This window comes from Gibbsiella greigii (assembly GCF_039540155.1).
In the GTDB taxonomy this organism is placed as follows: Bacteria; Pseudomonadota; Gammaproteobacteria; order Enterobacterales; family Enterobacteriaceae; genus Gibbsiella; species Gibbsiella quercinecans.
The window spans coordinates 115,387-127,403 of record NZ_BAABEM010000020.1 but is presented as its reverse complement, the minus strand read 5'-3'; the positions used below and the strand labels follow the sequence as shown (position 1 = coordinate 127,403).

General features: G+C 56.8%; 8 protein-coding genes. 5 read left to right on the top strand and 3 right to left on the bottom strand.

All coding sequences use genetic code 11. From position 1 onward, the window contains the following. Nucleotides 1-139: 139 nt before the first annotated feature. The 3 genes from hmsP (at nt 140) to AC559G_RS13585 (ending at nt 5,856) form a co-directional block, all read left to right on the top strand. Nucleotides 140-2,149, top strand: coding sequence for a sensor domain-containing phosphodiesterase (gene hmsP / locus AC559G_RS13595; RefSeq protein WP_498912876.1), 2,010 nt, complete (start codon nt 140-142; stop codon nt 2,147-2,149). A gap of 253 nt (nt 2,150-2,402) precedes the next feature. Further along, nucleotides 2,403-3,707, top strand: coding sequence for a dicarboxylate/amino acid:cation symporter (locus AC559G_RS13590; protein ID WP_438598270.1), 1,305 nt, complete (start codon nt 2,403-2,405; stop codon nt 3,705-3,707). A 670-nt stretch (nt 3,708-4,377) separates the two neighbouring features. After that, the gene (locus tag AC559G_RS13585; protein WP_498912875.1) at nt 4,378-5,856 is read left to right on the top strand and encodes a M16 family metallopeptidase; all 1,479 of its coding nucleotides are present in this window, start codon (nt 4,378-4,380) and stop codon (nt 5,854-5,856) included. A gap of 36 nt (nt 5,857-5,892) precedes the next feature. Here AC559G_RS13585 and ppiC read toward each other — a convergent pair whose 3' ends face one another. Beyond that, nucleotides 5,893-6,174, bottom strand: a complete 282-nt coding sequence (gene ppiC, locus AC559G_RS13580; protein ID WP_438598268.1) for a peptidylprolyl isomerase PpiC — start codon at nt 6,172-6,174, stop codon at nt 5,893-5,895. A 141-nt stretch (nt 6,175-6,315) separates the two neighbouring features. Between ppiC and rep the strand changes: the two genes are divergently transcribed. Further along, nucleotides 6,316-8,340: a DNA helicase Rep gene (rep, locus tag AC559G_RS13575; RefSeq protein ID WP_498912874.1), complete on the top strand. Its 2,025-nt coding sequence runs from the start codon at nt 6,316-6,318 to the stop codon at nt 8,338-8,340. 124 nt (nt 8,341-8,464) lie between these two features. On the opposite strand, the gene ppx is transcribed toward rep, so the two are convergent. After that, nucleotides 8,465-9,961 (bottom strand): exopolyphosphatase, encoded by a 1,497-nt coding sequence (ppx, locus tag AC559G_RS13570; protein ID WP_438597877.1) that lies wholly within the window; start codon nt 9,959-9,961, stop codon nt 8,465-8,467. 6 nt (nt 9,962-9,967) lie between these two features. Beyond that, nucleotides 9,968-11,254 (bottom strand): ATP-dependent RNA helicase RhlB, encoded by a 1,287-nt coding sequence (gene rhlB / locus AC559G_RS13565; protein ID WP_498912873.1) that lies wholly within the window; start codon nt 11,252-11,254, stop codon nt 9,968-9,970. Between the two features lie 117 nt (nt 11,255-11,371). Between rhlB and trxA the strand changes: the two genes are divergently transcribed. Then, on the top strand, nt 11,372-11,698 hold the full coding sequence (gene trxA, locus AC559G_RS13560; protein WP_095846384.1) for a thioredoxin TrxA: 327 nt from the start codon (nt 11,372-11,374) through the stop codon (nt 11,696-11,698). The last annotated feature ends 319 nt before the right edge of the window (nt 11,699-12,017 follow it).

The window sequence follows — 12,017 nt, the reverse complement described above, 5'->3', positions numbered from 1 at the left end:
CAAGGCTTGCTATCAAAACAAAGAGCGCAAAGCATGGGCCTAGGTTGAAGCCCGATAACGCAGGGGCAGGCTTTAGGGGGGAAGAAGCGTATTGTTTCACCCCCCTTTTATATTTCAGCCCGGATGATGGAGAGCAGTTTTGCGGGTTAGGCGTTCATTGACGATTAAGCAGATGTCTACGGTGTCCTGTGTGGCGCTGGTGACGATCTGTATTTTTATCGTGATTCAGTTGTTCCATTTTGTGCAGCAGCGCAGGGATGACTACGCCCAGCAACTGGAAAACATCGCTCATTCGGTGCGCCAACCCTTGGCCGACGCGGTGCTGCGGATGGATCTGCCGAAGGTGAAACAGGTGCTTAATTCGTTGCTGCCGGTCGGTATTCTGACCCGGGCTGATATTGTTTTACCGAACGAGTTCCAGGCGCTGCATGCCAATTTCCCGCCTGAACGGCCGGTGCCGCCGTTGATTGCCCGGATTTTCGATCTGCCAGTGCAGATCTCCGTCCCACTGTATTCGCTGGAACGGGTGCCGGCCAACCCCCAGCCGCTGGCCTATCTCGTCCTGCAAGCCGACTCATTCCGTATGTACCAGTTTATCCTCAGCGCGATTTCGACCATGCTTTCCACCTACCTGTTGCTGGCGCTGATTTTGTCGGTCGCGATCACCTGGTGCATGAATCGGCTGATGGTCTATCCGCTGCGCGCCATCGCGCGCGAGCTGGAAAACGTGCCGGTGGATGATGCGCCGTACCATCAACTGATGCTGCCTGTGCTGCACAAGGATGACGAGCTGGGGCTATTGGTGCGTTACTATAATCGCAATCAGCAGAGGCTGGCCAAGGCCCATGTGGACATGAGCCGCCTCAGTACGCGCCACCCGATTACCGATTTACCTAATCAGGTGCTGTTTTCCGCTTTGCTGGAGCAACATATTGCTTCCAGCCTGCGCCCGGAGCGCTTCAACCTGCTGGTGATCGGCATTGAGACGTTGCACGAGGCTTCCGTGGTGCTCAGCACGGCACAGCGTGAAGCATTGTTACGGCAACTGACGGCCAAGCTGCGCGCATGCATTGATGAAAATGCGGTGTTGGCGCAATTGACCAACAGTGAGTTTGCCGTGCTGGCCAAAGGCGTTGAGCGGCCGCTCCATGCGCTGCAACTGGCGCGGCGTATTCTGGCGCAGATTAACGCACCGTTGAAAATCCAGCAGATGTCGCTACGGCCGACGGCCAGTATCGGCATTGCCCATTACCTGAATCATGAGGGCAGCGCGGAACAACTGCTGCGCAGCGCCACCTCGGCGATGATGTCCGCACACCGCATGGGCAAAAATAAAATCCTGTTCTTTGAACCCAGCCTGACGGAAAAAACGCAAAAACGCCTGACGCAGGAAAGCGAAATCCTGCAGGCGATCGAACAGCGCCGTTTCACGCTGTTCCTGCAGCCGCAAATCGACATGCGCAGTAACCAGGTGTTTGGTGTTGAAGCGTTGTTGCGCTGGCAGCAACGGGATGGCAGCTATTCGCTGCCGGCCGAAGTGATCACGCTGGCTGAAGAACTGGGCGTGATCGTGCCCTTGGGCAACTGGGTGCTGGAAGAGGCGTGCCGCATCCTGGCGGACTGGCAGGCGCAGGGGATTACTCTGCCATTGGCCGTGAATATTTCCGCCATTCAGATGCAGCATGAAGACTTTGTGCCGCATCTGAAAACGGTTCTGGCGCAGTACCGGATCGATCCGCGTAAACTGCTGCTGGAGATTACTGAGACGGTGCGCATTGACGATCTGGACCATGCGCTGGCGCTGCTGCGCGAACTGCATGATTTGGGGCTGTCGATCGCGCTGGACGATTTCGGTATGGGCTACTCCAGCCTGAACTACCTCAACCGCCTGAAATGCCTGCCGATCGACCAAATCAAAATCGACAAGAGCTTTATTCACAGCCTGCCCGGGGATGATTCCATGGCGCGTATCGTCAGCGTGATTTCCGAGGTGTTGAACCTGCCGGTGATGGCGGAAGGGGTGGAAACGGCGGAACAACGCGATTGGTTGATTCAGCACGGTATCTACTTCGGCCAGGGGTTCCTGTTTGCCCGCCCGTTGCCGCGCGAAGTCTTTGAAGCCAGGTTCTGCCTGCACCCCCATTCCTGAATTGAACGGCGCCAGCGTTAAGCGCGAGCCGGCCAAAGTCCCCTGTTTCGTTTCACTAAACAAAACCATAAGTAATGCGTGGTTTTCCCATTCAAGCTGAAGCGTTTCAGCTCTTAAAATCGTATTAATACCTGTATGTAGGCGCAACAATTTATTTCCATGTTGTTATGGGGGTGTTATTTTCGCGCTGGCGATAAACAGGACGGACAAGTTATAAACCACCTGATGCTGATCTCCCCCAAAGGACGTTCATATGAAAACCTCAATCTTTAAGAGCCTCTATTTTCAGGTGCTGACGGCGATTACGCTGGGTATCTTGCTTGGCCATTTCTACCCTGACCTTGGTGCCCAGATGAAACCGCTGGGTGATGGATTTGTTAAACTGATTAAAATGATCATCGCACCGGTGATCTTCTGTACCGTGGTCACCGGCATCGCGGGTATGGAAAGCATGAAAGCGGTGGGGCGCACGGGCGCCATCGCGCTGCTTTACTTTGAAATTGTCAGTACCATTGCGTTAATCATTGGGCTATTGATCGTCAATCTGGCGCAACCGGGCGCCGGTATGAATGTCGATCCCGGCTCACTGGATGCCAAAGCGGTGGCGGTCTATGCCGAGCAGGCTTCGCAACAGGGCCTGATCCCGTTCCTGCTGGACATTATTCCCGGTAGCGTCATCGGCGCCTTTGCCAGCGGCAATATTCTGCAGGTGCTGCTGTTCGCCGTGATGTTTGGCTTTGCGTTGCATCACCTGGGTGAAAAAGGGCAGTTGATCTTTAACGTGATCGACAGCTTCTCACGGGTGATTTTCGGCATCATCAACATGATCATGCGCCTGGCGCCGCTGGGGGCCTTTGGCGCCATGGCGTTTACCATCGGTAAATACGGTGTGGGCACACTGGTGCAGCTTGGCCAGTTGATCCTCTGTTTCTACCTCACCTGTTTCCTGTTTGTGATCGTGGTGCTTGGCAGCATTGCCCGCGCCAACGGCTTCAATATCTTCAAGTTCATCGCCTACATTAAGGAAGAACTGCTGGTGGTGCTGGGCACGTCATCATCCGAATCGGTGCTGCCGCGCATGCTGGAGAAAATGGAGAGGCTGGGGTGCAAAAAATCGGTCGTTGGGCTGGTTATCCCAACCGGCTATTCGTTCAACCTTGACGGCACCTCGATTTACTTGACGATGGCGGCGGTGTTTATCGCCCAGGCCACCAATACCCATATGGATATCTGGCACCAGGTGACGCTGTTGGTGGTGCTGTTGCTTTCCTCGAAAGGGGCGGCCGGCGTTACTGGCAGTGGTTTTATCGTGCTGGCGGCGACGATCTCTGCCGTGGGCCACCTGCCGCTGGCCGGGCTGGCGCTGATTCTGGGTATCGACCGCTTTATGTCTGAAGCACGCGCGCTGACCAATCTGGTGGGCAACGGCGTGGCGACCGTGGTTGTGGCCAGATGGTGTAAGCAGTTGGATGAGAAACAGTTGAAAGATACGCTCTCGGGCAAAACAAAGGAGGCCGTCGCGGCTGAGAAGGCTGATAAGACGCTGCCTTCAGCGTAAATTCAATTCTCGCCGCCTACGCCGCCTGCCGGGCAACGCCGACGTTGCCCGGCCGCTGACCCCCTTTAGCCCCAGGCGAAGGGGGTTATCTTTTGGTTTTCTCTCGTTATTTTCTGCTATCACCGCCGCAAATTGCTGTTTTTCTCAGCGGCCGGCCGGCCGTTTTCGCGTTTTTTTGCATTAAAAATCCCTTTATCCATTATTTTTAACCCTGTGAGTGACATCCGCAAAGGCATGCGGTCTAACACAATGGTACACTTTCTGCTTTCTGCCCCACCGTGAAACTCAGGGCGTAGTTGTTAGCTGTGTCCACTCTGCGGGATACAGTGGGATATTCCGTTGAGGCGAATATCCGTGTTTGTTTACCCTTCATACTTCAAGTTGCAGGTGTGTTGGCTTTATTACTCGGCCCATCCCTGGGCCTCGCCCCGATGGGGCCGCTGCCGGCAGCGTTCAAATCTGCTCCCGGCAGATTTGTTGCTCACCCCAGTCACTTGACTTCGGTAAGCTCCTGGGGATTGATGAGAGACATCCTTGTCTCTCACCGGAGGCTGGCCAGAGGCCAGGCAAATTCGTTCCTGACGAATTTGTCGCAGCAAAGCCGCCTTCCTGCAACTCGAATTATTTTGGGTATATATAGAAATTGGATAGTCATTAAGTAGGGGTTCACATGCAGGGCACCAGAATTCATCTCATGGTTGGTGGGCTATTGTTGGCCGTGGCCAGCAGCAGCGTGCAGGCTGAAACACTACAACCCGATCCGGCCTGGCAGCAGGGGAAACTGGATAACGGGTTCTCATGGCAAATTCTTAGCACGCCGCAGCGGCCGAACGATCGCATTGAGCTGCGGCTGATGGTTAATACCGGCTCGTTGGTGGAGACCACCCAACAGACGGGGTTTGCCCATTTTCTGCCGCGCCTGGCGCTGGCGCGCAGCGAAAGTTTTACTCAGCCGGAGCTGCGTTCGCTTTGGCAACAGGGCATCGACAACGGCCGGCCGTTGCCGCCGGCGATCAGCTCTTATGATTTCACCCTATACAATCTCAGCCTGCCGAATAACCGCCCGGATTTGCTGAAAGAAGCATTGGCGTGGCTGGCGGATACCACCGGCCGGCTGGCGATCGATGAAAATACGGTTCACGCCGTTATCAACAGCCATGTTGACCCGATCGGCACTTTCCCGGTCGATCCGCAGGACGCCTGGTGGCGTTACCGGCTGAAAGGCTCGACGTTGCTGCCGCATGATCCGAACCAACCGGTGAAGCGCCCGGTGGATATCGAGCAGCTCAAGGCATTTTACCAGCAGTGGTATACCCCGGACGCCATGACCCTGTACGTGGTGGGCAAAGTGGATAGCCGCAGCTTGAGCGAACAGATCAACAAGGCGTTTTCGCCGCTGGACGGTAAGCGTGAAGTGCCGGCCACCGTGCCGACCCTGGGGCCGTTGCCCCCACAGCCGGTGAGCCTGATGAGCCCGAATGTGAAGCAGGATCGGCTGTCAATCATGTGGGATACGCCGTGGCACCCGATCCGCGATTCCCAAAGCCTGAGCCGCTATTGGCGCGCCGATATCGCCCGTGAAGGGCTGTTCTGGCACATGCAGCAGGCGTTGGAAAAGAGCGATCAGAAGCAGGTTAGCCTGGGCTTTGACTGCCGGGTGCAGTATCAGCGCGCGCAGTGCGCTATCCATATCAGCACGCCGAATGATAACCTGAACGACGGCCTGGCGTTTGTGGCGCGGGAACTGGCCAACGTGCGCAATAACGGCCTGTCGCAGGCGGAGTTTGATTCGCTGATTGCGCAGAAGAACGATCAGTTGAGCAAGCTTTTCGCCACTTATGCGCGCACCGATACGGATGTGCTGATGAGCCAGCGTTTGCGCTCCCAGCAGAGCGGCGTGGTGGATATTGCGCCAGAGCAGTATCAGAAGCTGCGCCAGGCGTTGCTTGCCGATCTGACGCTGGACGCGCTGAACCAGGAACTGAAAGCGCAGCTGTCGCAAGATGCGACGCTGATACTGGTGCAGCCGAAAGGCGAGCCGGAAATGAGCATGAAGCAGCTGCAGCAAACCTATGAACGCAGCATGACCCCTGCGTCGGCAGCGGTGAGCGAAGAGGCGCCGCCGGCCGACGCGCCGGCCGCGCAGTAAACTCAGCGCCAGGCGGTTTACGCCGCCTGGCAGCGGTTAATTGCGGTATAGCACCTTGATGATGTGGTAGCCGAACTGGGTTTTGACCGGCCCGAAGGGCTTGAGCAGCGGAATGCTGAATACCGCCTTATCGAACGCCGGCACCATGGCGCCTTTGTTGAACTCGCCCAGCGAGCCGCCGTTGCGTTTTGACGGGCAGCGTGAATATTTACGCGCCAGCGTGTCAAAGCTGACGCCGCGTTTGAGTTTGGCCAGCAGCTCGTTGGCCAGCTTTTCGTTATCCACCAGGATGTGCAGAGCGCACGCGGTCTTTGCCATGGGGTTACCTTCGTTGATGCGTAATGGCGTTGATTATACCCGCGATTGCGCGCCTTTTCCGTTGCATGCGGTTCTCAATCCCGGCGCGGCTTTCTGCTACAATCCCTCTCCCACGTTATGCAAGCCGAGCAGAAAAGAGCCATGCGATTAAACTCCAGCCAACAACACGCCGTCGAATTTGTCACCGGGCCATGTCTGGTGCTGGCCGGCGCCGGCTCCGGCAAGACCCGCGTTATCACCAATAAAATCGCCCATCTGGTGCACCACTGCGGCTACCAGGCGCGCCATATTGCTGCGGTGACCTTCACCAACAAGGCCGCGCGCGAGATGAAAGAGCGTGTGGCGCAGACTATGGGGCGTAAAGAAACGCGTGGCCTGATGATTTCCACCTTTCATACGCTGGGGCTGGAGGTGATCAAGCGCGAATATGCCGCGTTGGGCATGAAATCCAACTTTTCGCTGTTTGACGATCAGGATCAGCTGGCGCTGCTGAAAGAGCTGACCGAAAAATGGCTGGAGAATGACAAAACGCTGGTGGCGCAGTTAATTTCGACCATATCCAACTGGAAAAACGATCTGGTTAACCCGGAGCAGGCGATGGGGTTGGCCCGCTCGGAGCGCGATAAGCTGTTTGCCCATTGCTATGGCCTGTACGATACACACATGCGGGCATGCAACGTGCTGGATTTCGACGATTTAATTCTGTTGCCCACGCTGTTGCTGCAACGCAATGCCGAGGTGCGGGAACGTTGGCAAAACCGCATCCGCTATCTGTTGGTTGATGAATATCAGGACACCAACACCAGCCAGTATGAACTGGTGAAGCTGTTGGTGGGCAACCGCGCACGCTTTACCGTGGTGGGCGATGACGATCAGTCAATCTATTCCTGGCGCGGCGCCCGCCCGCAGAATCTGGCGTTGTTAAAAGAAGATTTCCCGCAGCTGCAGGTGATCAAACTGGAGCAGAACTACCGCTCCAGCGAGCGCATTCTGAAAGCGGCCAATATCCTGATCGCCAATAACCCCCATGTGTTTGAAAAACGGCTATTTTCGGAGCTGGGCTACGGGGAAGTGCTCAAGGTGGTGACGGCGAACAATGAAGATCATGAGGCCGAACGGGTGGTGGGGGAGCTTATTGCCCACCACTTTGTGAAGAAAACCCACTATGGCGACTATGCGATCCTCTACCGCGGCAACCACCAGTCGCGGGTGTTTGAAAAGATGCTGATGCAAAACCGCATTCCGTACAAGATTTCCGGCGGCACCTCCTTTTTCTCGCGCCCGGAAATCAAAGATTTGCTGGCCTATCTGCGGGTGTTGACCAACCCGGACGACGACAGCGCTTTTCTGCGCATTGTGAACACCCCCAAGCGCGAAATTGGGCCGGCGACGCTGCAAAAGCTTGGTGAATGGGCCAATCAGCGCAATAAGAGCCTGTTCCGTGCCAGCTTTGATCTTGGCCTGAGCCAATCGTTGAGCGGCCGTGGGCTGGAATCGCTGCAGCGTTTCACCCACTGGATGGCCGAGGTGGCGCAACTGGCGGAGCGTGAACCGGTGGCGGCTGTGCGCGATCTGATCCGCGGCGTGGATTATGAAAGCTGGCTGTTTGAAACCTCCACCGGCCCGAAAGCGGCCGAAATGCGGATGAAAAACGTCAATACGCTGTTTGGCTGGATGACCGAAATGCTGACCGGCAGCGATCTGGAAGAGCCGATGACGCTGACCCAGGTGGTCACGCGCTTTACCCTGCGCGATATGATGGAGCGCGGCGAAAATGAAGACGAGCTGGATCAAGTGCAATTGATGACGCTGCACGCCTCCAAAGGGCTGGAGTTCCCGTATGTGTTCCTGGTGGGGATGGAGGAAGGGTTGCTCCCACATCAGAGCAGTATTGATGAGGATAACGTCGATGAAGAGCGGCGCCTGGCCTATGTAGGGATAACCCGCGCCCAAAAAGAGCTGATTTTCACCCTGTGCCGTGAACGGCGCCAATATGGCGAGCTGGTGCGGCCGGAGCCCAGCCGCTTCCTGTTGGAGCTGCCACAGGATGATTTGCAGTGGGAAAGCGAGCGTAAAGTGGTGAGCCCGCAAGAGCGGATGCAAAAGGGGCAGAGCCATTTGGCGAACGTCAGGGCGATGTTGGCCAAGGCGAAGGGTGGGAATTAGGGCGCCTGCAAGAGGTTTGCGCGGTTACCCCAGCCGCCAAGGGCGGCCGTGATCGGGGCCGGCGTGCGGCCTTGGCTCGAACGCCGGTGCTAACGCGATAAAACACCCGCTGGCGCAGCGGGCTTCAGTTCTGCTCTTCCAGCACCAACGGCCAATGGACGTAGCTTTGCCAATGGCTCTCCTGCTCCAGCGCCTCGCCCCGCAGCGGATGTTGTTCAAGCCAACCATGCGGCAGGATCACCGTCAGTTCCTCATCGCTACCGGCCCGCAGCCGCACTGCCGGCAACGTGTCATCGCGGCGGCGGCTGGCGAAAATAATCGCCAAACGCAGAAGACGGCACAGGCGCTGCGCCATGATCGGCGGCACCGCATTTTGCTGGCTGAGCAGCGCCAGATCGATGGTGTTGCTTTGGTTTTGCAGCAGGGTGGCCAACAGTTTTTTCTGGGCGGGCGTAAAACCAGGCAGGTCGAGATGACTCACCAGATAGGCGGCATGCTGTGGCGCCCGTTTGAAATCAACGCTAAGACCGATTTCGTGGATTAAGCAGGCGGCATGCAGCAATTCCCGACATCGTTCGTCCAGTTGCCAGGTATTGGCCACCTGTTGGGCGAAGTTGGTCGCCAGCAGGTTAACGCGTTCCGCTTGTTCGGTATCCAGCAGATAACGGCGCTGCAGGTTGCGCAGCGTGCGGTTGCGCACGTCTTGATCCACCGGCAGGTGCAGCATGCCGTACACCAGGCCTTCACGCAGCGCGCCGCCGGCCAGCATCATGCTTTCGATGCCCAGCTCCTGAAAAATCGCCAACAGAATAGACAGGCCGCTGGGGAAAACCAGCGCTCTCTCAAGCGTCAGGCCTTCAATTTCCAGCTCTTCCAGCTTGCCGCATTGAATGGCGCGTTGCTTCAGCTGGCGCAGTTTCTGCAGGGTGATGCGCTCATCCATGCCTTGCGCCACCATGATTTCCTGCAGCGCCTGCACGGTGCCGGAAGCTCCGACGCAGATTTGCCAGCCCTGTTTGCGCAGTTGGTCGACCACCGGGCGCACCATATCGCGCGCGGCCTGTTCGGCGCGCTCGAAGTTTTCCCGCCCCAGGTTGCGATCGCTAAAGAAGCGTTCCAGCCAGGTGACGCAGCCCATCGGCAGACTGAACAGCTGCGAGGCCTGCGCGCCGGTGCCGGTGACCAGTTCGGTGCTGCCGCCGCCAATATCCACCACCAAACGGCGATCCGGCCCCCCGGTAGTGTGGGCGACGCCGTGATAAATCAGGCGGGCTTCTTCTTCGCCGCTGATCACTTGGATCGGGCAACCGAGGATCTGTTCGGCGGTCTGCAAAAATGCGTCGGCGTTATTCGCCAGGCGCAGCGTTGCCGTTGCCACCACGCGGATCTGCTGGGGGGGAATATCCTGCAGGCGTTCAGAGAACAGCTTCAGGCACTGCCAGCCCCGCTGCATGGCTTCGTGCGACAAGAGATTGTTCTGATCCAGCCCGGCGGCGAGGCGCACTTTGCGCTTGATGCGCGCCAGGGTCTGGATACTGCCAGCCACCTCACGCACCACCAACATGTGAAAACTGTTGGAGCCAAGGTCAATGGCGGCATAAAGCGTGCTGGAACTGAGCATGATTTATCAGCCTGAACGTTTACGGTTGTTACGTGGCGCACTGCTGCGGCGTTGTGACGTATTGCGGCGCGGGCCGTTGTTGTTGCGCGGGCGCTGCAGGCGTTTTGGCGCCGGCAGATCGGTCAGCAGCGCGTCGCTGTTGTATTTGCTCACCGGAATGCTGTGGCCGGTATAGGCTTCGATCGCCGGCAGGTTGAGCGCGTACTCTTCACAGGCCAGGCTGATGGAGTGCCCACTGGCACCGGCGCGGCCGGTACGGCCAATGCGGTGCACGTAGTCTTCGCAGTCGTCGGGCAGATCGTAGTTGAATACGTGAGTCACGGCCGGAATATGCAGCCCACGCGCAGCGACGTCGGTGGCGACCAGGATGTCCAGGTTCCCCTTGGTGAAGTCGTCCAGGATACGCAGGCGTTTCTTTTGCGCGACGTCGCCGGTCAGCAGGCCAACGCGGTGGCCGTCGGCGGCCAGATGGCCCCAGATGTCTTCACAACGGTGCTTGGTGTTGGCGAAGATGATGGCGCGATCCGGCCACTCTTCTTCGATCAGCGTCTGCAGCAGGCGCATTTTTTCTTCGTTGGACGGGTAGAACAGCTCTTCTTTTATGCGGTGGCCGGTTTTCTGTTCCGGTTCCACTTCAACATATTCAGCGTTGTTCATTTGTTCAAAGGCCAGTTCACGCACGCGGTAGGACAACGTGGCGGAGAACAGCATGTTCAGGCGTTGATCCACCGGCGGCATGCGGCGGAACAGCCAGCGGATGTCTTTGATAAAGCCCAGATCGTACATCCGATCGGCCTCATCCAGCACTACCACCTGAATGGCGCCCAAATCGATGTAGTTCTGCTTGGCATAATCGATTAAGCGGCCAGTGGTGCCGATCAGGATATCAACGCCGCTTTCCAGCACCTTGAGCTGTTTATCGTAGCCGTCGCCGCCGTAGGCCAGGCCCAGTTTCAGGCCGGTGGACTGGGACAGGGCTTGTGCATCGGAGTGGATCTGCACCGCCAACTCACGCGTTGGCGCCATGATCAACGCGCGCGGCTGGTTGATCTGACGATCCTGTTTCGCCGGGTGGGAAAGCAGATAATGGAAAGTAGACGCCAAAAATGCCAACGTCTTGCCGGTACCGGTTTGCGCCTGGCCTGCTACGTCACGCCCGGAGAGCGTGAGCGGCAATGCTAACGCCTGGATAGGCGTGCAGTTATGAAACCCTTTCTTTTCAAGGGCTTCAATCACCAATGGGTGCAGGGCGAAGTCGGAAAACTTCTGTTCTGTTAAGTGTGTTTTGCTCATAGTGTGGTAGAATATCAGCTAACTATTGCTTTACGAAAGCGTATCCGGTGAAATAAAGTCACCTTAGGTTGGTTAATGCTACACCAACAAGGTAGACATAATCCTGTGGAGTAAAACATGAGCGATAAAATTATTCACCTGGCTGACGACAGCTTCGACACTGACGTACTGAAAGCTGAAGGTCCTGTCCTGGTCGATTTCTGGGCTGAATGGTGTGGGCCGTGCAAGATGATTGCTCCGATTCTGGATGAAATCGCCGAAGAATTCGAAGGCAAACTGACCATCGCCAAGCTGAATATCGATCAGAACCCGGCGACGGCGCCGAAGTACGGCATCCGCGGTATCCCAACGCTGCTGCTGTTCAAAAATGGTGAAGTGGCGGCGACCAAAGTTGGCGCGCTGTCCAAAGGCCAACTCAAAGACTTCCTGAACGCGAATCTGTAAGCGGGCGGGGTGTCTTTGGAGGGCGTCTGGCGAGATTGTGATTCAACGCTAGACGCCCGCCAGGAAGCGTGCTAAATTTAGCCACAACTGCATATAGTACTTGCCATAAGTTTTAAATCTAAAGAGTTAGAATCTAAGCTTTACTCTGTGTTGAAGCGTCGGCGCTGAAAGAAAAGTGAACCCAGCCGGTGTTTTAACAATCAAACGGTTTTGCAAAAAATCAGTTTTAAGGCACCTTCGATCTTACACCGTCAGCGCATGCGTCCACAGTAAGGCTGTACCTTACCGGGCCGAGCTGGTGATCGAACGCCCAGTAAAC

What these genes read in the sequence shown, in the direction of transcription:
- AC559G_RS13590 (WP_438598270.1), top strand. Translation starts at nt 2,403, where the DNA reads ATGAAAACCTCAATCTTTAAGAGCCTCTATTTTCAGGTGCTGACGGCG.
- AC559G_RS13585 (WP_498912875.1), top strand. Translation starts at nt 4,378, where the DNA reads ATGCAGGGCACCAGAATTCATCTCATGGTTGGTGGGCTATTGTTGGCC.
- ppiC (WP_438598268.1), bottom strand. Translation starts at nt 6,174, where the DNA reads ATGGCAAAGACCGCGTGCGCTCTGCACATCCTGGTGGATAACGAAAAG.
- rep (WP_498912874.1), top strand. Translation starts at nt 6,316, where the DNA reads ATGCGATTAAACTCCAGCCAACAACACGCCGTCGAATTTGTCACCGGG.
- ppx (WP_438597877.1), bottom strand. Translation starts at nt 9,961, where the DNA reads ATGCTCAGTTCCAGCACGCTTTATGCCGCCATTGACCTTGGCTCCAAC.
- rhlB (WP_498912873.1), bottom strand. Translation starts at nt 11,254, where the DNA reads ATGAGCAAAACACACTTAACAGAACAGAAGTTTTCCGACTTCGCCCTG.
- trxA (WP_095846384.1), top strand. Translation starts at nt 11,372, where the DNA reads ATGAGCGATAAAATTATTCACCTGGCTGACGACAGCTTCGACACTGAC.